Below are 20,103 nucleotides of genomic sequence, written 5' to 3'. Positions count from 1 at the left end.
GTCCCGAATGCGGTCTTGATCGCCCCGATCAGGACCGCTAGAGAACGCCCCTCGCGCTGCCCACGGGTCGCTGCGCCGCCTTAGCTCAGTTGGTTAGAGCGCCGGTTTGTGGAACCGGAGGTCCTCAGTTCAAGCCTGAGAGGCGGTACCATCCTTCGTCTCGTCCCCGGCCTCGGTACCCTGGCTGTCTGAGGGACGACGGTAGGCGGGGCTGAACCGCGCCGCCGCGCGCCGCGCCAACTCGTCCTTTCGCCGCAGGCCTTCGTCCAGCCCTGCATTCGCCCGGGCCAGGCGGTCGAGCAGGGTCGATCGGGCCGTCTCCAGACGGACTGCGTCCGGTCGACGCGTGCGCGCCCCGCGCGCCGTCAGACCCAGGGCGTCGTCCCATTCGGCCTGCCACGCCAGCACCCCGTCCCGGACCTCGAGCAGTTGGCCTGGGAGCACGTGCTCCGCGTTTCGCGCCGCGCGCAGGTCCGCCATCCGGCTCAGGGCGATCTGACGCTCGGTGGGCGCGTCTCCGTTCCCCGGATGGTCGTCCAGAGGGTCTGGCCGGTCCGGCACGACCAGAACTGCGGCCGGAGGCGGAGCGCTCGCCGTGACCGCGTCCCGCAGCGCCGTCCAGAGCCCGCTCAGGGCCTCGTGTCGCGCGGTGAGGGCCCCCGCTCCCCGCGAAAGGGCGTCGGCGAGCTCGGACATCCGGCCGGCGCTGGCGCGATAGGCGTCGCGGAAGGCCTTCGCACGCCGGGACCGGCTGTCGAACAGGCCGGCAAGACCTTGGCGCGGGATCAGGGACGCGGGGTCTAGCGCCGCCAGACGCCCCTCCAGCTGGCCCAGATGCGTCTGCAGGTCACGCAGGCCGCAGGCCCCCGCCAGCGACAGCGCCTGGGCCGACAGAGCGGTGAGCTCCGCTCCGCCCCGGTCCGCCGCCCGGAGCTTCGCTGCCTCCGACGGGGAAGGGACCGGGTCCGGCGGACCCTCGACGGTCTCCAGCCTGTCCCGCGACGGATCCCCTGCACCCATCATCGCCTTGCGCTCCCTCGTCCGGACCTCTGGCGGGTCCGGTAACGGGGGTCACTATGGCGCCGCTTCCAGCATTTGCGAAACGGTGTAGCTGGCCTCGGTCTTGGCGGCCACCTCGTCCAGGGTCACGCCCTCGGCCAGTTCGACCAGCTCCAGGCCGGTCCCGTCCGCCTTGACGTCGAAGACGGCCAGGTCGGTGATGATGCGGCTGACCACGCCGGCCCCCGTGAGGGGCAGGGTGCAGGCCTTCAGGACCTTGGACTGGCCGTGCTTATTGGCGTGCTCCATGACGACGACGACGCGCTTGACGCCGGCCACCAGGTCCATGGCCCCGCCCATGCCCTTCACCAGCTTGCCGGGGATCATCCAGTTGGCGATGTCGCCGTTCTCGGCCACCTCCATGGCCCCCAGGATGGACAGGTTGATGTGGCCACCCCGGATCATGCCGAAACTGTCGGCGGAGGAGAAATAGCTGCTCTCGGGGATCGCGGTGATGGTCTGTTTGCCGGCGTTGATCAGGTCGGGATCGACGTCCTCGTCATAGGGGAAGGGACCCATGCCGAGCATGCCGTTCTCGGACTGGAGGGTGACCTCCATGCCCTCGGGGATGTAGTTGGCGACCAGGGTCGGAATGCCGATGCCGAGGTTCACATAGAAGCCGTCCTGGAGCTCGCGGGCGGCGCGGGCGGCGAGCTGGTCGCGGGTGCGGGGCATCAGGTTTCTCCGGAAGGGGGCAGGGGGCTGACGCCCCGGTCGGCGAAGACGCGCTTGGCGATGCGCAGGCCGTTGGTGGCTGCGGGGAAGCCGGCATAAAGGGCCACCTGCATGATGGCCTCGACGATCTCGGCCGGGGTGACGCCGACGCTGAGGGCGCCGTTGATATGGCCCTTCAGCTGATCGACGGGGTGACCCAGCGCCGTCAGGGCTCCGATCGTGACCAGCTGGCGCGCGCGGGGATCCAGGCCCGGCCGGCTCATCATCTCGCCATAGCCGAACTGGACCATCATGTCGGCGAAGTCGGGGGCGATCGGGGCCATGCCCTTGCGCAGGGCGTCCTCAAGACCCGAATCGAGCGTCGCCATATAGGCCGCGCCCCGGTCGGCGCGTTCGGACGACATCCTAGGCGTCCGCGCGCTGGCGCACGGTGCGCTGTTCGATGCGCTTCTCGAACGTGCCGGCGAACAGGCGGTCGACGTAGATGCCGGGGGTGTGGATGGCGTCGGGGTCCAGGGATCCGGTCGGCACGATCTCCTCGACCTCGACCACGGTGACCTTGCCGGCCGTGGCCATCATCGGATTGAAGTTGCGGGCGGTCTTGCGGAAGACGAGGTTGCCGCGTTCGTCGGCCTTCCAGGCCTTGACGATGGCCAGGTCGGCGACCAGGCCGGTCTCCATCACATAGTCGCGGCCGTCGAAGGTGCGCACCTCCTTGCCCTCGGCGACCAGGGTGCCGACGCCGGTGGCGGTGAAGAAGGCGGGAATGCCCGCGCCGCCCGCGCGGATGCGCTCGGCCAGGGTGCCCTGGGGGTTGAATTCCAGTTGCAGCTCGCCGGCCAGGTACTGGCGTTCGAACTCCTTGTTCTCGCCGACGTAGGACGAGATCATCTTGGCGATCTGGTGGGTCTCCAGCAGCTGGCCCAGGCCGAAGCCGTCGACGCCCGCATTGTTGGAGATGACGGTCAGGCCCTTGACGCCGGAGGCCTTGAGACCGGCGATCAGGTTCTCGGGGATGCCGCACAGGCCGAAGCCCCCGGACATCACCGTCATGCCGTCGAAGGTCAGCCCCTCGAGCGCGGCCGTGGCGTCGGCGTAGATCTTGCGCATCGCATCCCCTTTTCACCGTCTAATGAATATCGCGGCGTCGCCCGCTGAATAGGGGGCGGCTGTCGGTTCGGCAAGATGCGCGGGTTTGCGGTCGGTTCGCCAGAAAAAAGGGGTCCGACCCGTCCGACCCGTCCGACCTGTCCGACCTGTTCGCCTGCTCCCCGTCGGCGAACCGCGATCTGGGGACGACCAAGACGGTCCGCAAGATCGTCGCTGGCGATCAGCGGGACTGACCGAGCGTGACGGGCGCGACCGGGGGGCGGTCCCGGTGCCGATAGCGCGCCCCCTTGAGCAGGCCGCGCAGCGCCTCCCAGTGGATGCCGGCGATGACTTTCCAGGTCAGGAGGGGATGGCGGAGCCAGGCACGGAGCAGGGCGCGGTCGGTGAGGGGACGGCGGTCCCCGGCGAAGGCGGCGGTCAGGATGGGCGTGTCGCCGCGGCGAACGGCGACGACCACGGACACGGCCTGGCCCGGGGCGTGGACGGTGAAGTCGTAGGTCAGGTCCATGTCCATGAACGGCGAGACGAAGAAGGTCTTGTCGGTCGTCTGGCGGGTCGGGCCGGGGGGCGCGTCGGCCGGGACGGCGACGAGATAGCTATGCCGCTCGTGGAAGGTGTTGGTCACCTCATAGAGCAGGGCGGCAAGGGTCCCGTCGGGGCGGTGGCAGAAATAGACGGCCAGGGGGTTGAAGCCGTAGCCGAGAATACGGGGCATGCAGAGCAGGTCGATCCGGCCTCCGGCGAGATCGATGCCCGCAGCGGCCAGATGGGTCTCGACCTGCTGGCGCAGCGGGGTGGCGGAGCGGTCGCCGTGGTCGCGGGCGCGCCAGCTCATCAGGCCGAAGCGGCCGTGGGTCAGCCAGCGCAGGGGGCGGATGGCGTCCTCGGCCGTGTCGATGTCGAGCAGCAGCATGAAGAGGCGGTAGCGCAGGGTGTGGCGAAAGCCGTGGACGCGGTGATGGACGACCTCGCCGACGTAGAGGGCGGATGGATCCTCCCCCGAGAAGCGCAGCGAAACGGGGGAGGGGGACCGCGAAGCGGTGGAGGGGGCGACCCCAGACGCGGTGCGTGCGTCCGCCCCCTCCACCACGCTTGGCGCGGTCCCCTCCTGGACACGGCTTCGCCGCGCCTGCGTCGACCCCCGCTGCGCGGGGGAGGATTGTTGGCCCGCCGTCACGCCGCCTCGGACAGCGCACCTGGTGCGCCAAGCACGATCCGCCCGCTCTCGTTCTCAACCGACCAGGGCCGGCGGACGCCGCCCAGCTGTTCCGCCACGGCCAGCCCGGCCTGCAGCCCGTCCTCGTGAAAGCCCGAGCCGAACCAGGCTCCGGCGAACCAGACGCCGGCCCGGCCCTGGAGCGACCAGAGCTCCGACTGTGCCCGGACGGCGGCGGTGTCGAAGACCGGGTGTTCATAGGCCCATTCGCCGATCACGAGGGCCGGATCCGGGTCGGTGGCGGGGTTCAGGCTGACAAACAGGGGCGGCCCGGGCAGGGACTGCAGCTCGTTCATCCAGTAGGTGACGCCGCCTTCGCCCGCGCGGTCGGAATAGCCCTTATGGGTCCAGGCGGCCCAGGCCTTGCGCCGATTCGGCATCAGGCCGGCGTCGCGGTGCAGGACGGCGCGGTTGGGGCGATAGCGGATCGCGCCCAGCAGGCGGTGCTCGTCGGCGCTGGGCCGGTCCAGCAGCCGCAGGGCCTGGTCGGAATGGGTGGCCAGGACCACGGCGTCGAACCGTTCGCTGCGTCCGTCGGCGAACCGCAGGCCGGCTCCCGTGGCGTCGCGGGTCACCCCGACCACCCCCGCGTTCAGGACCGTCCGGCCGGCGAAATCGGCGTGCAGGCGGCGGACGTAGGCCCGGCTGCCGCCGTCCACCGTGCGCCAGGTCGGCTTCAGGTCATAGGTCAGCAGATTGTGGTTCATGTAGAACCGCACGAAGGAGGCGGCCGGATAGCCGGTCATCTGATCCAGGGTCGAGGACCAGATGGCGGCGGCCTGGGGCAGCAGGTGGGCGTCGCGGAACAGGCGCCCATAGCCCTTGCGCGCCAGATATTTGTCCAGGGTCTCGCCCGACCGGTCCATCTCGGCCAGGTCCTTGGGGGCCTGTTTCTGGAACCGCAGCAGGTCGCCGATCATGCCCCAGAATTTCGGACTGGCGCAGTTGCGCTTCTGGGCGAACAGGGCGGCGATGCCGTGGCTGGAGTATTCGAACGCGCCGTCGTCCAGCGACACGGCGAAGGACATGTGGGCGGCCTTGGTCGGCACCGACAGGCGTTCGAACATCGCCTTCAGGTTCGGATAGTTGGCCTCGTTATAGACGATGAACCCCGTGTCGACCGCCACGGGGGCGGAGGGGCTGGGGGCCTCCACCGTGTTGGAATGGCCGCCGATCCGCTCGTCGGCCTCGTACAGGGTCACGTCGTGCGTCTTCGACATCAGCCAGGCGCAGGACAGGCCGGCGATGCCCGCGCCGACGACCGCGATGCGCCGCCGGGCCACCGGATGGTCGGTCGAGGCGACGAGATGGGCGCTCATGAGATCTCCAGACGGTCTGCGGTGGAACGGCGAAGCTACGGACCCAGATCGGCGACGGATGAGATCATCCGTCGCGCCCCCAGCCGCGTAGCTGGGTGGTCTTCGCCAGCGTAGCCGTTACACCTTGGACAGGCGTAAGCGGCCGTTCCCGCCCGCGCAACGTCAGGATCGTCGCATGAACGTCGCCAATGTCGCCATTCGCCAGCTGCAGGACGCCCCCTTTCCGGACTTCATCACCCGGCGCGCGATCGCCAGCCTGGTGACCGAGGCGCGCAAGAAACTGGATCGCGACGGTCCGCACGACAGTGCCGCCTTCGCGCGCGCGATGGCCGAGCGCGCGATCGCCGAGCACACCGACGCGGCCAACGACCAGCACTATGAGCTGCCGCCCGAATTCTTCCGCATCTGCCTGGGGGCGCGGCTGAAATACTCGTGCTGCCTGTATGGCGACGGGGCCGAGACCCTGGACCAGGCCGAGGACAAGGCCCTGGCCGAGACCTGCGCGAACGCCGGATTGGTCGATGGGCAAAACGTGCTGGAGCTGGGCTGCGGCTGGGGCTCGCTGTCGCTGTGGATGGCCGAGCGCTATCCGAACAGCCGCATCACGGCGGTGTCGAACAGCCACGGGCAGCGCGGTCACATCGAGGACCAGGCCCGGGCGCGGGGCCTAACCAACCTGACCGTCATCACCTGCGACATGAACGATTTCGAGGCCCAGGGCGCGGGGACCTGGGACCGGATCGTGTCGGTCGAGATGTTCGAGCACATGGCCAACTGGCGCGCCCTGCTGACCCGGGCGCGGGGCTGGCTGAAGCCAGACGGGCGGATGTTCGTCCATGTCTTCACCCACCGCGAGGCCCCTTACCGGTTCGATCACACCGACAACGGCGACTTCATCGCCCAGCATTTCTTCACCGGCGGGGTCATGCCCAGCCAGGCCCTGATGCACCAGTTCCCCGACCTGTTCGCGGTGGAGCGGCAGTGGACCTGGAACGGCGGCAACTACGCCCGCACGGCCGAGGACTGGCTGGCGCGGATGGATGCCGAGCCGGAACGCGTGATGGCCCTGATGCGCGAGACCTATGGAGCCGAGAACGCCCGGCTGTGGGTGCGGCGCTGGCGGCGGTTCTACCTCGCCACGGCCGGCCTGTTCGGCAACGACGAGGGCCGGACCTGGGCCGTCACCCACTATCGCCTGAAACCTGTCTGAAGGAGCCGACCCATGCTGAAATGGATCATCGCCTATGTGGCGACCGGCCTGTCGTTCGCGGCGGTCGACTTCGTCTGGCTGTCGACCATGACGGACCGGCTGTACAAGCCGGTTCTGGGGCCGATCATGGCCCCCAAGCCCGACATGGGCGCGGCCGTGCTGTTCTATCTGATCTATATCGGCGGGGTGGTCTTCCTGGCGGTCCAGCCGGCGCTGCGCGAGGGGGCGTGGACGCGCGCGGCGCTGAACGGGGCCGTGCTGGGTTTCGTCGCCTATGCCACCTACGACCTGACCAACCAGGCGACGCTGGCCGTGTGGCAGTGGAAGCTGACGATCATCGACCTGATCTGGGGCACGGTCCTCACCCTGGCGGCGGCGACCGGGGGCTATCTGGCGACCGCCGCCATCACCGCGCGCGGCTGACCATCCCCAAGGCCGTGATCCCAGACGGTTGTCTTTGACCAGCCGTTGATATCTGGTGCGCCCAGGGACGGAAGGTCCGGGGGAGGCGATTCATGACGCGGATGTGGATACTGGGTGGCGCGGCGGCGGTCTGTCTGGGAGCCGTCGCACCGGCGGCCCGGGCCCAACAGGTCGATGCCTCGGCGACGGCGACCTATGGCGAGATCGAGCTGAGCTCGGGGTTCGCCAACGACCCCTATCGCGTCACGGTCACCTCCGGAGGCACCATCGACGCGGCCTCGATCTCCAGCGGCTGCACCGGCATGGTGGCGTCCGCACCCGATTTCGAGGTGACCTATGAGGCCGACAGCCTGCCGTTGACCTTCGGGGTCGATGCCAGCGTGGACACCACCCTGGTCATCAACGGGCCCGACGGAGACTGGACCTGCGACGACGATTCGGGCGGCGGCACCGACCCGGAAGTGACCTATGCGCGGCCTCGTTCGGGCACCTACGACGTCTGGGTGGGGGCGTTCGGCGGCGACAGCGGGTCGGCCGAACTGTTCGTGACCGAGCTCGGCCGCGACGGCGCCGGAAGCGCCGCGTCCGGCGACGGTCATCCGGACGCCAGCGCGACGGCGGCCTATGGCGAGATCCGCCTGAGCACCGGGTTCAAGAACGATCCCTATCGGGTCGACGTGCTGGCCGGAGGCAGTCTGAATGCCTCCGCGGTCGACGACGCGTGCGCCGGCACGATCGCCACGGCTCCCGATTTCCAGCTGACCTTCGAGGCCGGCAGCCTGCCGCTGACGATCCGGGCGACCTCGGACGGCGACGTGACCCTGGTGGTCAATGGACCGGACGGCGAATGGCACTGCGACGACGATTCCGGCGGGGGCAGCGATGCGGAGCTGACCTTCCAGCGTCCGGCGTCCGGCGTCTACGACGTCTGGGTCGGGGCGTACGACGGCGACAGCGTGGCGGCCGAGCTGTCGATCACCGAACTGCGTTAACGTTTTCCCTCGCGCGTGGCGCGTGTGCCATGGCGGGACGCGGTCGGTCCGGGCTATAGACCACGGGTCGGTGGCGTCGGGGGACTGCAACAGTGAGGGCGGGCATCAATGCCGTGACAGCCGCGTTGGTCGTGGGCATCGGGATCGGACTGATCCTGACGCCGGACGGTCGCGACTGGCTGCGTCATCCGACCCTGATGCTGGGCGGCAGCGCCAATGCCTCGGCGGGGCGCGCGCCGGTCGCGCCCAGCGCCATGGCGGCCGCGCTCCCGCCCGTGCCCGTCCTGCCGGCCCCGACGCCTCTGCAGCAGAAGGTCGAACAGGGCGGCCTTCGCGTGGGCGTGTTCGGCGACTCCATGGCCGACGGTCTGTGGACGGCGCTCTATCGCGACCTGGACGGGCGGCCGGGCGTCACCGTGACCAAGTTCAGCGAGGTCTCCACCGGCCTGTCGCGCTACGACTATGTGGACATCCAGGCCAAGACGACGCGCCAGATCGCCGAGCAGCCGGTCGATGTGGCGGTGATCCTGTTCGGCACCAACGACGCCCAGCCCATCAGCCTGGACGGCACGATCCACGATTTCGGCACCGAGGGCTGGAAGGCCGCCTATGCCCGGCGTGTCGACGACCTGGTCACCCTGCTGCGCGGGCGCGGCGTCGCCGTCTACTGGGTCGGCCTGCCGCGCATGAAGCGGGACGGGTTCGACGCCAAGATGGTGCTGATCAACCAGGTGGTCTCGGCGCGGATGGCGGCGCTGGGCGTGCCGTGGATCGAGACCGAGACCGCGACCGAGAACGCGGCCGGCGACTATCAGGCCTATCTGCCCGAGAGCGGCACCGGGCGGCGGCGGCTGATGCGGGCCAACGACGGGATTCACATGTCGATGGCCGGCTATCTGCGGCTGGCCGAGCCGGTGGCCGCGCGGCTGAAGCGCGACGCCGGCCTGGCCGCCGCCGCCCCCGCCGCCGGGGCGTGATCCGGACCGTCCTGATGATGGGGAGCCTGGGGGTCCTCGCGGCCGCCAGTCCGGCCCAGGAGCGGCCCTATGCCCCCCTGGCGTCGCCGGTCAGCGCCCTCTGTCCGGACGGCCTGTGCCAGCCGCAGGGCCTGGCGTCCTTCTTCACCGCCCTGGACCGACCGGGGCCCCCGGTGCGGATCGTCCAGTTCGGCGACAGCCATACCGCCGCCGGGGACATCGAGGCCGCCTTCCTGTGGCGGCTGCGCGGGCGGTTCGAGCGCCGCGCCATCGAGCTGAGTTCCTACGGCCTGGTCGGGGTGACGCTGCGCGACCTGGCCGCCCGCGCGCCGCTGCTGTCGCCCGACGCGCCGGCGCCCGACCTGGTCGTCCTCGCCTATGGGACCAATGACGGGTTCGACGACGGGCTGGACGCGGTGGCCTACGAGGCCCTGCTGCGGGCGCAGGTCGAGCGCGTGCGTCAGGCCGCGCCCGGCGCGTCCCTCCTGATCCTCGGGGCGCCCGAGGCCCTGCGCGGGGCCGGCGAGGGGACCTGTCCGGGCGATCTGGAGCGTCGCTGGACGGCCCCGGCCGGGCTGGCGGTGGTGCGCGAGGTGCAGCACCGGGTCGCGGCCTCGGAAAGGGTGGCCTTCTGGGACTGGAAGGGGCGGATGGGCGGAGACTGTTCGGCCTTCGCCCTGGCGCAGGGGGAGACGCCCCTGATGCGCGGCGACGGCGTGCATTTCACCCGCGACGGCGGGGACTGGATCGGCGGCCTGCTGTTCGCCGACCTGATGACGGCCTACGCCCGGCGGGGGGGCTGAGATGCTGTTTCCGACCCTGGCCTTCGGCGTCTTCTTCCTGTTCGTCTATTTCACCGCCTGGTCGCTGGACCGGGAGAACGGGCGGCGGAAGCTGTTCCTGCTTCTGGCGAGCTGGTTCTTCTACGCCCAGTGGGACTGGCGGTTCGTCGCCCTGCTGATCGCCTCGGCGGTGCTGAACTGGGGCGTGGCGGTGCTGATCGCGCGGTCGGACCAGGACCGTCGGCGCCGCTTGCTGGTCGGGCTGGGCGTGGCGGCGAACCTGCTGATCCTGGGCTTCTTCAAATACTACGGCTTCTTCGTGGAACAGGCGGGAGAGCTGCTGGCCCGGGTCGGGTGGGAGCGCGACCTGCCGCTGCTGCAGATCGTGCTGCCGGTGGGCATCTCCTTCTTCACCTTCCAGGGCATCTCCTATGTCGTGGACGTCTATCGGGGAAAGACGCCGCTGGCGCGCAGCCTGCTGGACGTCATGCTGCTGATGAGCTTCTTCCCGCATCTGGTGGCGGGGCCGATCGTGCGGGCCTCGGACCTGCTGCCCCAGTTCGACCGCGTGCCCCGGCTCACGCGCGAGATGGCGGCGCACGGCCTGCTGCTGATCGTCTGGGGGCTGTTCAAGAAGACGGTGATCGCCTCGGAGCTGTCGGTGCGGCTGGTCGACCCGGTGTTCTTCGATCCGGCCGCCTATGGGGCGCTGGACCTGATGGCGGCGGTCTATGGCTATGCGGTTCAGATCTATTGCGACTTCTCGGCCTATTCGGACATGGCGATCGGGATCGCGGCCCTGCTGGGCTATTCGTTTCCGAGGAATTTCGACCAGCCCTACCGGGCGTCGTCGATGCAGGATTTCTGGCGGCGCTGGCACATCAGCCTGTCCAGCTGGCTACGGGACTATCTGTATGTGCCGCTGGGCGGGGGGCGGAAGGGGCTGGCGCGGTCGTGCCTGAACGTCTTCATCACCATGCTGCTGGGCGGGCTGTGGCACGGGGCGGCCTGGACCTTCGTGGCCTGGGGCGCGCTGCACGGCGCGGTGCAGGCGGTCGAGCGGCTGGGCCGGGCGGTGATGGGAAGTGAAAGGCGCGTACCGATATGGATCGGGACGCTCGTGACCTTCCACATCGTCTGCCTGGGCTGGATCCTGTTCCGGTCCGAGACGTTCCCGATGGCGATCGAAGTCTTGGCCGGTCTCGGCCGGTTCGAGGCGGCAACCCTGGTGACGCCCTTCCTGCTGGTGCTGATCGTCGGCGGGCTGGCCATGCATGTCCTGCCGCCGCGGGCCGTGGAGGGCGTGGCGACCTGGCTGACGCCGGCACCGTCCCTGACCATGGGGCTGCTGGTCGGTGCGGCCATCCTGCTGGTCGAGGCGGTGCGGCCGGACGGCGTGGCCCCCTTCATCTATTTCCAGTTCTGACGGAGGCGAGCCGATGACCGACCGTCCCGACGATCCCGAGATACCGCTGGCGCCGTTCCCCTTTGCGCCTGCGGGGTCACCGTTCCCGCCTCCACGACCAGCGCCGGTAGAGCCCCTTCGCGAACAGGTGCCGGCCGATCCGCCGGGCGACTGGATCGCGGCCGCCGATGCGCACGATCGGCCGATCACGGAAGCGCCTCGGTCTCAGACGGGTGCCCTGATCGCCCAGCCGCTGATCGCCCTGGGCCGGTTCGCCTTCCCGCCGGGGCCGCCGACGGACGACGAGGGCCTGTCGGCCCGCGACCGGCGCTGGGCCAGCCGGACGATCGTGATCGCGACGGGCTTTCTGCTGATCTTCAATGCGGTCTCGATCCAGAACTGGTCGCGGCAGCAGGCTCCGGGCTGGGTCACGACGACGGTCCGGCGGCTGGCCGATGTCTGGGTCGAGCAGATCTCGCAGCTTGGGGCGGACCAGCCGCGCGAGGCGGTGCGCGACGGCTATGAGGCGATGCGGGATGGGGGCAGGGCGGAGCGCTAGTCCTTCCCCCGCAAGCGCGGGGGAAGGACTAGCTCCGCACCGGTGCCGTGATCCCATCGCCGTCCCGCTTCACGGTCCAGGTCGAGCCCGTGGCCGCCGTATAGGGCTTGGCCAGGATGGTGGAGACGGTCTGCAGCCTGGCCTCGGCGGTGTCGGGCGTCAGGGTCAGCAGGATATAGCCCTTTCCCGTCTGGTCGCAGAAGACGACCTCGTCGTTGTTGGCGCTGAGCAGGGGACCCAGGGGCAGGGGAGCGACGGCGTCGCCGGGCGAGGGGCTGGTGATGCCGCTGGTGCCGAACTCGACCGCGCGGCGCGCGCCGGCGGCGTCCTTCAGCTCGTTGACCCAGAAGGCATGGCTGTCGCCGGCCAGGACGATGGGCTGGACCTCGGCGGCCTTGAAGGCCTGGTACAGGCGCTCGCGGCCAGCCGGATAGCCGTCCCAGCTGTCGAGGCCGAAGGGGACGCCCAGGGTATAGAGCTGGATCATCTGTCCGACGCCCGCGCGGACGTCCTCCGGCAGACCGGCCAGCAGGCCCTCGATCTGGGCCGGGGAGGCGATCTTGGTCACGTCGGGCCCCTTGACCCGGGCCATGACCACCTGGTTGCCGATCACCTGCCACGGACGGCCGGCGGCCTTGGAGGCGGCCAGGGTGCGCTGGATCCAGTCGCGCTGGGGGTCGCCCAGCAGGTCGCGGTCCGGGTCGTTCAGCAGGGCCCCAAAGGCCTCGAGGTCGGGCTTGCCGTCGACCATCGGCATGTCGGTGGCGTAGTCGAGCTGTTTCTGGCGCGCGACCAGCCGGGTCTCGACCATGGCCAGGGTGGCCAGGTCGCCGAAATCGAAGCTGCGATAGATGGCGTCCGGCGTCAGGCCGGCCCTGGGCTCGCGGATCGGCATCCATTCGAAATAGGCGCGCAGGGCCGTGGCCTTGCGGTCGGCGAAGGCCCCCTCGGTGGCGTCCGTATGGTTCTCGGCCCCCATGGACCAGGCGTCGTTGGCGACCTCGTGGTCGTCCCAGACGCAGATGAAGGCGGCGCGGGCGTGGGCGGCCTGCAGGTCCGGGTCGGACTTGTACTGGGCGTGACGCAGCCGGTAGTCCTCGAGCGTGACGATCTCGCGCGGCGGCTGGTGCAGGCGGCTGAGCTGGGCCCCCGTCGCGCCGCCGTAGTCGCTCTCGCGCGCGCCATACTCATAGATGTAGTCGCCGAGGTGGATGACGGCGTCGAGCCGCTCCAGCTTGGACATGGCGTCGTACGCGTTGAACAGGCCGCCCGGATAGAGCTGGCACGAGGCGACGGCCAGGACGACGTCGGGCGTGGCGCCCTCGGGCAGGGTGCGGACCCGGCCCGTGGGCGAGACGACGTCGCCCGCCTTGAAGCGATAGACATACTCCGTTCCCGGCTCGAGGCCCTGGCCGTCCAGGTCGTGCTTGACCGTGAAATCGCGGGCGGCGCGGGCGCGCAGACCGCTCGAGGTGCGGACAATGTCGGTGAAGCCGGCGTCGCGCGCGACCTCCAGCGTCACCTCGATGTCGGCCCCCGAGGCGTCGCCCGGGGTGACGCGGGTCCAGAACACGGCCGACCGGCTGTCGGGATCGCCGGAGGCGACTCCGTGCAGGAAGGCGACGGTCGCGGCCTGGTGGGGCGAAGAGGCGAAGGCCGGTCCGGAGACGACGGCGGCGCCGGCCCCGATCCCGCCCAGAAGGCCGCGACGGTCGATGATCATGGTCGGATCCCTTAAGCGCAGTCGAAGATCAGTAGCGGATGGTCAGGTTGACGCCGTAGGTCAGGGGCTCGCCGGCGATGAAGGTCGGCAGACCCAGGCTGTCGCCGGTGTTGCCCGCGTCCTTGAGGAAGGCTTCATCCGTCAGGTTGTCGCCGAAAGCCTCGACCTCCCAGTTCGCCCCGGTGGGCACGTAGCGGACGCGTAGGTTCAACAGGCCGTAGCCGTCCTGAACCTCGTCCACGAGGACGTCGGGCACGAAGCCGGTAGTCTGCAGGCTGGTGCGGTCGTTGTTGTCGTCGAAGAAGACCCGCGACTGCCAGCTGTAGGTCGGCTGCACCTCGATCGCGCCGCCGCTGACGGCCAGGGTCGCCAGGGCCCCGATCGAATAGCGGTGGTCGGGTGCCAGACGGAAGCTGTTCCCGTCCCGCGCGCCGGTCTTGAAGCGGGCGTGGTTGTAGGCATAGGTCGAGAACAGATCGAGCCAGTCGGTGGCGGCCCAGGAGGCCTGGCTTTCGAACCCATAGGCCTCGGCCTCGCCGGCGTTGGTGGTGATGAACTGGGTGCCGACCTGTTCCGTGGTCTGGAAATTTTCGTAGCTGTAGAAATAGACCGCGCCGTCCAGGCGGATGCGGCCGTCGTTCAGCACCGTCTTGAAACCGGTCTCATAGCTGTCGACCGTCTCGGCCGGCACCTCGGTGAAGACGGGCGCGCCGTAGGGGATGGTCGGAACCGTGACGGCGAGGACGGCGGGCCGGCGGCCACGGGCATAGGTGGCGTACAGGCTGGCGTCGTCGCTGAGCGCGTAGCGGCCGGTCAGACGATAGGTCAGTCCGTCGTCATCCAGATCGCGCGTGGTGACGTCGCCGTTGTTGGCCGTCGGCTGGAAGGTCAGGCCGAAGACAGGAATGACGGAGGCCGGGAAGTTGACCGCGCCGGGCGTGGCGAGCGCGGTCACCAGACCGTTGATCGTGGCGTTCAGGGCCTGGGCCTGAGCGAGGGCTGCGGGCGTGCCCTGGGCGGCGAGCGCTCGGGCCTGAGTGCCCAGCTGGACGACAGCCAGCAGGCCGCCGGCGATGGACCGTCCGTTCAGCACCGAGGAGCTGAAGCCGGTGGTCTTCTGGTCGGAGGTGTAGCGGACGCCGGCGGCGAACTCGAGCCGGTCGGTGGGCTTCCAGGTCAGGTCGCCGAAGACGTCATAGGATTCCAGCTCGCTCTCGGTCCCGGCCGTTTCGATGTGGCTGGCCTTCAGATTGCGCGAGATGCCGGGGATGGCAGCCGACGGAAGACCCAGGCCGGTCAGCAGCGGCGTCAGGAAGGCCGAGGAGCCGTAGGCCGCGAGCGGAAGGGCGGTCGGGAGGACGGCGAGGTTCGTGCCGTCCAGAACGCGGCCGAGCTGCGCCAAGGCCAGACGCTCGTCGATCTCGATCGGCGAGTCGGACTGGTTGTCCTCGCTGAAATAGCCGACGCCGGCGAAGCCCGACCACTGGCCGCCGTTGTCCCAGTTCAGCCGCAGCTCCTGGCTGAACTGCTCGCCGTCGGAGTTGCCGACGCCGTTCAGGATCGGCAGGGAGATGCCGTCCGGATCGAAGGTCTCGGACGTCTCGAACGTGCGATAGGCGGTGGTCGAGTTCAGCGTCAGGCTGTCGGACAGGTCGTAGCGGGCGATGCCGGTCACGCCCCAGACTTCGCGGTCGATGCCGAGGGTGCGGCCGCCGTCGATGTTGGTGCCGGGCGTCAGGGCCGCGCCGTCCTCGGGGTTGCGCCCGCCCAGGACCGCGCCCGTGGTCGGGTTCTGGGGGTTGTAGTAGATCGAGCGGAAGCTGACGCCCGAGGGGTTGTCCTGCTGGTAGTTGGCGATCAGGTCGAAGCGGAAGGCGTCGCTCGGGGCCCAGGCGAACAGGCCGCGGAAAGCCTGGGTGTCGATGCTGTTGTAATCCTTGCCGCCCAGCAGGTTCTCGACATAGCCGTCGCGGCTCTTCAGCCGGGTTGCGACCCGCACCGCCGTCGTGTCCGACAGCGGCATGTTCAGCATCAGCTCGGCCATGCGGTAGTCGTAGCTGCCGACGCCGGCGCGGGCCTCGGCGTCGAAGCCGGTGAGGTCGGCCTTGTTCTGGATCACGTTGACCGCGCCGATCAGGGCGCCCCGGCCGTAGAGGGTCGATTGCGGCCCCTTGGCCACCTCGACGCGCTCGATGTCGAACAGTTCGACGAAGGCCCCGGGGGCGCGCGAGATCGAGACGCCGTCCTGATAGATCGACACACGGGGCTCGTCCGACGAGCCGGTCGAGTCCGAGGTCAGGCCGCGGATCTGGAAGCCCGGGTTGTTCGGGGACTGGTTCTGCACCAGCAGGCCGGGCACGAAGGCCGACAGCTCCTCGAAGTCCTGCACGCCCAGGCGGTCCAGGAATTCGCCGTTGTAGGCGGTCAGGGCGAAGGGCACCTCGATCGGGTCCTGAGCGCGCAGCTGGGCGGTGACGATCACCTCTTCCAGCTGGCTTTCCTGGCCGGCGTTCGATTGGGCGTGCGCCACGTTGCCCAGCGCGCAGGCCGCCACGCAGCCCATCAAAAAGGTCTTGGTGTGGTTCGAACGGATCATGACAGCCCCCAGGTTGCTGTCATGCCCCTAGCGGCCGTCGGCGGCGGCCTGACGACGGTTGCGCGATGGACGGGTGACGCTTGAGCCGTGTTCGGAGCGTTGCCTCAGCCGAGGAAACCCAGCCCCCGCGCGGCGAAGCCGCTCAGATTGGGGAAGATGGTATCGAGGTTGAATTCCGAGACCCCCATCCAGCGCCCCATCGTGGCCCCGTACTGATCGACCGAGGTCGTCGGCACGAACGCCGAGCCCGCCATGTCCGGGTTGCGGAAGGTCCCGAGATCGGTGCCGACGGTGGGAAACTGGCCATAGATGTCGCCGCCCCGAACCGCGCCGCCCATGACGAAATGGTGGCCGCCCCAGGCGTGATCCGTGCCGTCGCCGTTGGTGGTGAAGGTCCGCGAGAAGTCGGAGGCGGTGAAGGTGGTCACCGCCTGGCGCATGTTCACTCCGCCCAGATTGCCGAGCACGCCGTCGAAATAGGCCATCGCATGGGCCACCTTGGCCAGGTTGTTGGCCTGGGTCGTGTTCTGGAAATCATGGGTGTCCCAGCCGCCCAGGCTGACGAAGAACACCTGGCGCTTGGTGCCCAGGGTCGGGCCGGCGGCGATCATCCGGGCGACGGTCTGCAGCTGGACGGCCAGCGAATTGGTCTCGGTCGCGCGGGTGATCGGATTCACATAGGCCGTGGCATTGGGGACACTGGTCACCGTGGAGGAGGCGAAGACCGAGTTCAGCGAGGTGGCCGCGCCGATCGACCGATCGGTCGTGGTCGCATAATCGGTCGCGAACAGGCTGGCCGAGGAGGTGTCCCGGACGATCTCGCGGACCCGGCCGGGGGCGACGGTCGAGCCGAACAGGCTGCTGCCCGACTGACCGGTGATGACCACGGCGGGCTGGGCCGAGGTCGTCATCTGATACTGGACCACGTTCTGGCCGGACAGGAAGACGGCGTTGCCCGCCGTGGAGATGGCGGTGAACAGGGATCCGTTGCCGTTCAGGCTGGACAGCAGGTCGCCGTAGCGACCGCCCCAGCCGACGCGCGCCCCTTCGCCCTGTCCGGCCTGCCAGGTCGACTGCTGATCGTTGTGGGAGAACAGGTTCGCGGGATAGGCGACCGTGCGACCCTGATACTGGGCCTTGGTGATCGGACGCACCAGGGTGCCGACATTGGCCACGACGGCCAGGCGATCGGCATCGAACAGCGTCTTCAGCGGGGCCAGCATCGGGTGCAGGCCGAAGGTGCGGACCGAGGCGTTGGTGCCCGCCGGGATCGGGTTCGGCGTGCGCGGCACGATCGGCAGAACACCGCCCCAGGCCTCGGGCGTATTGGCCCTGGCCACGCGGCCGGTGAGGGCGTTGGTGGCCCCGACGGGCGTGGGCGGGGTGCCGACCGGCATCAGGGCGATCGGGTCGCCGCCGGTGTTGCGCGCGGCGAAATACCGGCCCCAGGAGTCGGGATCCGTGGCCAGGACGGCGTTGTTGCTGTCGTTGCCGCCGAACAGGAAGATACAGACCAGGGCCTTGTAGTCCGGGGCGCTCTGGCTGGCGGCATTGCCGGCGGCGAGCAGCTGGGCCGCGAAGGGGCTGGCGGCCCCCAGCATCGACATGGCCCCACCGATGCGGAGCAGCTGGCGGCGGTTGTGGATTCCGTGGGTCATCGTCGCGTCCTCACCGCTGAACCAGATAATCGGGCGACACCATCGTCATGTAGACGGCCAGTTTGGATCGATTGAGCAGGGCCGTGTCGATCGTCGCCTGGTTGGTTCCCGTCGTCGCCGGGACGGTGACGCTGTTGAGGCTCTCGACCAGTCGGGCCCGCAGCGCGGTCGACATGGTGCCGTTCAGCAGCAGCCGGTTCATCCGGTCCGCGAGGGCGTTGGCATCGCCGGCGATCGCGATCTCGCGGGTATAGGCGGACCGGACATCGTTGCCGCTGCCGATCCCGTTGCCGATCGCGGCCTGCATGGTGTTGGCATAGCCGGCCACGGTCACCTCATCGACGATCTGCATTTCGGGCGCCGTCAGGTTCTGGGCGCTGAGCCGGGTGTTCGGCGGGACGTAGCCGGGCCGGAAGAAGTTGAAGACCGAGGACGACGCCAGCGCCGACTGGCCGAGCGAGGTGTTGGCGCTGGTGGAGTTCAGCAGGTAGTTGCCGCTGGCCGACGTGGCCCCGAAGGCGCGCATCCAGTGGGCCATGCGGACGACCGGTTCGCGCACCTTGCCGTAGGTCGTGACCGCGCTGGCCGAGGTGTCGCGGGCCTCGGCATCCAGCAGGATCGCGCGCACGACCGCCGCCAGATCCCCCCGCACGCCGGAGCCGTTGTTGACGAAGCTGGCCGAGCAGCGGCCGACGTAGGCGGGCGAAGGATTGGAGGTCACCAGCCGCTGGATCAGCTGTTTGCAGATGAAGGGCGGGACGTTCGGATGGGCGAAGATCGTGTCCAGGGCGATCTTCACGTCGGTGCCGGCGTCGTTGGATCCCTGCGGGATGGTCGTTCCCAGGAAGGTCTTGGCCGAGGTCGAATGGAAGCTGGGATAGGCGATCATGGGCCGCACATAGCTGTCCGGCGTCCGGCCTGCGCCGGAGAAGGTCGCGGTGGTCGGCGTCGCCGAATACCAGCTGAGTCCGGTGAAGACCCGGGCCAGGTTCGAGATGTCGGACGGCGTATAGGTCGGGATCGGGTTGTTGGCCCCATCGCGCCTGACCGTGCCGTCGGCGTTGAGTTCGTGGACGCCCAGCGACATCAGCTGCAAGACCTCGCGGGCGAAATTCTCGTCCGGATTCCGGCCGGTGCGGGCATCCTCCTTCTGATTGCCCATGAGGGTCAGGTAGACCCCCATCATCGGATGCAGGGCGACCTGCTCCAGCAGGGTCCGATAGTTGCCGAACGCATTGGCGCCGAGCATGTCGTAGTAGGAGCCCGCTCCGCGGACATCGATGTTGGCGTCGACGACGGAGATCACGAAGATCTCGGACAGGGCCAGTTTCATGCGCTCGCGCAGCTGCGCCGGGCTGGTGGCTGAATACAGCCAGAAACTCTCGTAGAAGTTGTTGGCCCCGAGGTTGGCATTGGCGTTCGTCAGCCGGAGCTGCGCCAGACGGTTGTCGAGGTAGGTCAGGTGGGACGACGACTGAGCGGCGATCTGCTGGTCGATCCAGCCGCTGTAACCCGTGGCCAGGACGGCCTCGATGTCGGCGTCGGTCGGTCCGAAGGTCGCCTGGGTCAGCAGACGACCGGCATCCGCCGCCGTCGGTCCCGCGGGCACAGGCGCCGGCGCCGGACCGGCGGGCCCGCCGCCCGACCCGCTACCCCCGCCGCCCCCGCCGCCGCCGCCGCCACAGGCGGACAGCGCGACCATCATGGCCAACGGCACGATCAGCCGTCTCGCACGATCGAAAGTCTGTGAGATGCGCACGCCCGTCCCCCGACACGCGGCCGATCCGCCGGCCTGTTCGACGGCACAACCTGTGGTCTATAAGGATGAACAAATTGCTTGCAAACAGCGTTCTATGGGTCACGCAATCGGGAGCAGCTTGACCTTAGGGGCTCCGCCGCGCGGCTCAGGCCGGGGGCGTCGTCACGGCATCACGCGGCTGCGGCGGGACGGGATTGGTCCCGTCCGGGTTGGGCGTCACGTCCGGCTGGGAGGCGTCGGGGACGCCGGCCCCCGGTTCGGCGGGAGACCCGACGCCGGGTTCGATTGCGCCCGTCGCCTCGTTCTGGCCTTCGGCCATCGTCGCCGCCGTCTCCGGCACGGTCTCGGCTGTATCGTTCGCTTGGGTACAGGCGGCCAGCGACAGCGCGACGGCACAGCCGATGAGCAGAACGGAACGCGTCTTCATGGCTGTGTCCTGGCCCGCGTGTCAGGCGGCGAGGTTGCCGCTCGTCTGGACAACCGCCGATCGGCCGGTCAGGTTCCAGGAGCGACGATGGTGGGTGATGTTGGGTTCGAACCAACGACCCGCTGATTAAGAGTCAGCTGCTCTACCAACTGAGCTAATCACCCGTACCAGTCGTCCTCGCGTGCGAGCCTCTACAGCGCGAAGGGGGCGAGA

18 protein-coding genes and 2 tRNA genes are annotated in these 20,103 nt (G+C 69.3%); 8 read left to right on the top strand and 12 right to left on the bottom strand.

Going from position 1 to position 20,103, the window contains the following annotated elements; all coding sequences use genetic code 11:
• Window positions 1-74: 74 nt before the first annotated feature.
• Window positions 75-151: transfer RNA gene (locus BZG35_RS12035), tRNA-His, on the top strand.
• Here BZG35_RS12035 and BZG35_RS12030 read toward each other — a convergent pair.
• The 6 genes from BZG35_RS12030 to BZG35_RS12005 all read right to left on the bottom strand — a co-directional run bounded on the left by BZG35_RS12030 (window position 130) and on the right by BZG35_RS12005 (window position 5,379).
• On the bottom strand, window positions 130-1,023 hold the full coding sequence (locus tag BZG35_RS12030; RefSeq protein ID WP_077355870.1) for a hypothetical protein: 894 nt from the start codon (window positions 1,021-1,023) through the stop codon (window positions 130-132). The two genes, BZG35_RS12035 and BZG35_RS12030, sit on opposite strands and share 22 nt — an antisense overlap.
• Before the next feature lie 51 nt (window positions 1,024-1,074).
• Complete coding sequence (locus tag BZG35_RS12025; protein ID WP_077355869.1) at window positions 1,075-1,734, bottom strand: 3-oxoacid CoA-transferase subunit B; 660 nt, start codon at window positions 1,732-1,734, stop codon at window positions 1,075-1,077.
• On the bottom strand, window positions 1,734-2,138 hold the full coding sequence (locus BZG35_RS12020; RefSeq protein WP_077355868.1) for a carboxymuconolactone decarboxylase family protein: 405 nt from the start codon (window positions 2,136-2,138) through the stop codon (window positions 1,734-1,736). The genes BZG35_RS12025 and BZG35_RS12020 overlap by 1 nt, the downstream gene beginning before the upstream one ends.
• A 1-nt stretch (window position 2,139) precedes the next feature.
• The gene (locus tag BZG35_RS12015) at window positions 2,140-2,844 is read right to left on the bottom strand and encodes a CoA transferase subunit A (protein ID WP_077355867.1); all 705 of its coding nucleotides are present in this window, start codon (window positions 2,842-2,844) and stop codon (window positions 2,140-2,142) included.
• A gap of 220 nt (window positions 2,845-3,064) precedes the next feature.
• A complete protein-coding gene (locus tag BZG35_RS12010) occupies window positions 3,065-3,934 on the bottom strand; it encodes a DUF1365 domain-containing protein (protein ID WP_253189158.1) in 870 nt (289 codons plus the stop codon).
• 83 nt (window positions 3,935-4,017) lie between these two features.
• The gene (locus BZG35_RS12005; RefSeq protein WP_077355866.1) at window positions 4,018-5,379 is read right to left on the bottom strand and encodes an NAD(P)/FAD-dependent oxidoreductase; all 1,362 of its coding nucleotides are present in this window, start codon (window positions 5,377-5,379) and stop codon (window positions 4,018-4,020) included.
• Between the two features lie 175 nt (window positions 5,380-5,554).
• On the opposite strand from BZG35_RS12005, the gene BZG35_RS12000 reads away from it, so the two are divergent.
• From BZG35_RS12000 to BZG35_RS11970, 7 genes are all read left to right on the top strand, one after another.
• On the top strand, window positions 5,555-6,589 hold the full coding sequence (locus tag BZG35_RS12000) for a cyclopropane-fatty-acyl-phospholipid synthase family protein (RefSeq protein WP_077355865.1): 1,035 nt from the start codon (window positions 5,555-5,557) through the stop codon (window positions 6,587-6,589).
• Between the two features lie 12 nt (window positions 6,590-6,601).
• The gene (locus tag BZG35_RS11995) at window positions 6,602-7,012 is read left to right on the top strand and encodes a DUF2177 family protein (RefSeq protein ID WP_077355864.1); all 411 of its coding nucleotides are present in this window, start codon (window positions 6,602-6,604) and stop codon (window positions 7,010-7,012) included.
• Between the two features lie 92 nt (window positions 7,013-7,104).
• Window positions 7,105-8,004 carry a peptidase gene (locus tag BZG35_RS11990; protein WP_077355863.1) on the top strand — a complete coding sequence of 300 codons (900 nt, stop codon included), beginning with the start codon at window positions 7,105-7,107 and terminating at the stop codon, window positions 8,002-8,004.
• A 113-nt stretch (window positions 8,005-8,117) separates the two neighbouring features.
• Window positions 8,118-8,981, top strand: coding sequence for a DUF459 domain-containing protein (locus BZG35_RS11985; protein WP_253189157.1), 864 nt, complete (start codon window positions 8,118-8,120; stop codon window positions 8,979-8,981).
• A gap of 14 nt (window positions 8,982-8,995) precedes the next feature.
• Complete coding sequence (locus BZG35_RS11980; RefSeq protein ID WP_150126022.1) at window positions 8,996-9,784, top strand: GDSL-type esterase/lipase family protein; 789 nt, start codon at window positions 8,996-8,998, stop codon at window positions 9,782-9,784.
• A gap of 1 nt (window position 9,785) precedes the next feature.
• Window positions 9,786-11,189 (top strand): MBOAT family protein, encoded by a 1,404-nt coding sequence (locus BZG35_RS11975; protein ID WP_077355860.1) that lies wholly within the window; start codon window positions 9,786-9,788, stop codon window positions 11,187-11,189.
• Window positions 11,190-11,202: 13 nt separating this feature from the next.
• Window positions 11,203-11,727, top strand: a complete 525-nt coding sequence (locus tag BZG35_RS11970) for a hypothetical protein (RefSeq protein WP_077355859.1) — start codon at window positions 11,203-11,205, stop codon at window positions 11,725-11,727.
• A 28-nt stretch (window positions 11,728-11,755) separates the two neighbouring features.
• Here the strand turns inward: BZG35_RS11970 and BZG35_RS11965 are convergent, their stop codons facing one another.
• The 6 genes from BZG35_RS11965 to BZG35_RS11940 all read right to left on the bottom strand — a co-directional run bounded on the left by BZG35_RS11965 (window position 11,756) and on the right by BZG35_RS11940 (window position 20,054).
• Window positions 11,756-13,450: an alkaline phosphatase gene (locus tag BZG35_RS11965; protein WP_077355858.1), complete on the bottom strand. Its 1,695-nt coding sequence runs from the start codon at window positions 13,448-13,450 to the stop codon at window positions 11,756-11,758.
• 28 nt (window positions 13,451-13,478) lie between these two features.
• Entirely contained in the window at window positions 13,479-16,046 is a 2,568-nt protein-coding gene (locus tag BZG35_RS11960; protein ID WP_150126021.1) for a TonB-dependent receptor, read from the bottom strand.
• A 104-nt stretch (window positions 16,047-16,150) separates the two neighbouring features.
• Window positions 16,151-17,704, bottom strand: a complete 1,554-nt coding sequence (locus tag BZG35_RS11955; protein ID WP_077355857.1) for a DUF1501 domain-containing protein — start codon at window positions 17,702-17,704, stop codon at window positions 16,151-16,153.
• A 10-nt stretch (window positions 17,705-17,714) separates the two neighbouring features.
• Window positions 17,715-19,463 carry a DUF1800 family protein gene (locus BZG35_RS11950; protein WP_253189156.1) on the bottom strand — a complete coding sequence of 583 codons (1,749 nt, stop codon included), beginning with the start codon at window positions 19,461-19,463 and terminating at the stop codon, window positions 17,715-17,717.
• 145 nt (window positions 19,464-19,608) lie between these two features.
• A complete protein-coding gene (locus BZG35_RS11945) occupies window positions 19,609-19,890 on the bottom strand; it encodes a hypothetical protein (RefSeq protein ID WP_077355855.1) in 282 nt (93 codons plus the stop codon).
• Window positions 19,891-19,978: 88 nt separating this feature from the next.
• Window positions 19,979-20,054 (bottom strand) — tRNA-Lys (locus tag BZG35_RS11940).
• Window positions 20,055-20,103 lie beyond the last annotated feature (49 nt).

The organism is Brevundimonas sp. LM2 (assembly GCF_002002865.1).
In the GTDB taxonomy this organism is placed as follows: Bacteria; Pseudomonadota; Alphaproteobacteria; order Caulobacterales; family Caulobacteraceae; genus Brevundimonas.
Note: the sequence above shows the minus strand (reverse complement) of the source record. Positions and strands in the feature narration are given on the sequence as shown.

Bases quoted from the DNA above. Each gene is read 5' to 3' on its own strand.
- BZG35_RS11980 (WP_150126022.1), top strand. From the start codon at position 8,996: ATGATGGGGAGCCTGGGGGTCCTCGCGGCCGCCAGTCCGGCCCAGGAG.
- BZG35_RS11955 (WP_077355857.1), bottom strand. From the start codon at position 17,704: ATGACCCACGGAATCCACAACCGCCGCCAGCTGCTCCGCATCGGTGGG.
- BZG35_RS11970 (WP_077355859.1), top strand. From the start codon at position 11,203: ATGACCGACCGTCCCGACGATCCCGAGATACCGCTGGCGCCGTTCCCC.
- BZG35_RS11975 (WP_077355860.1), top strand. From the start codon at position 9,786: ATGCTGTTTCCGACCCTGGCCTTCGGCGTCTTCTTCCTGTTCGTCTAT.
- BZG35_RS12015 (WP_077355867.1), bottom strand. From the start codon at position 2,844: ATGCGCAAGATCTACGCCGACGCCACGGCCGCGCTCGAGGGGCTGACC.
- BZG35_RS11960 (WP_150126021.1), bottom strand. From the start codon at position 16,046: ATGATCCGTTCGAACCACACCAAGACCTTTTTGATGGGCTGCGTGGCG.
- BZG35_RS11990 (WP_077355863.1), top strand. From the start codon at position 7,105: ATGACGCGGATGTGGATACTGGGTGGCGCGGCGGCGGTCTGTCTGGGA.
- BZG35_RS11965 (WP_077355858.1), bottom strand. From the start codon at position 13,450: ATGATCATCGACCGTCGCGGCCTTCTGGGCGGGATCGGGGCCGGCGCC.
- BZG35_RS12030 (WP_077355870.1), bottom strand. From the start codon at position 1,023: ATGATGGGTGCAGGGGATCCGTCGCGGGACAGGCTGGAGACCGTCGAG.
- BZG35_RS11995 (WP_077355864.1), top strand. From the start codon at position 6,602: ATGCTGAAATGGATCATCGCCTATGTGGCGACCGGCCTGTCGTTCGCG.
- BZG35_RS12025 (WP_077355869.1), bottom strand. From the start codon at position 1,734: ATGCCCCGCACCCGCGACCAGCTCGCCGCCCGCGCCGCCCGCGAGCTC.
- BZG35_RS11945 (WP_077355855.1), bottom strand. From the start codon at position 19,890: ATGAAGACGCGTTCCGTTCTGCTCATCGGCTGTGCCGTCGCGCTGTCG.
- BZG35_RS12000 (WP_077355865.1), top strand. From the start codon at position 5,555: ATGAACGTCGCCAATGTCGCCATTCGCCAGCTGCAGGACGCCCCCTTT.
- BZG35_RS12005 (WP_077355866.1), bottom strand. From the start codon at position 5,379: ATGAGCGCCCATCTCGTCGCCTCGACCGACCATCCGGTGGCCCGGCGG.
- BZG35_RS12020 (WP_077355868.1), bottom strand. From the start codon at position 2,138: ATGTCGTCCGAACGCGCCGACCGGGGCGCGGCCTATATGGCGACGCTC.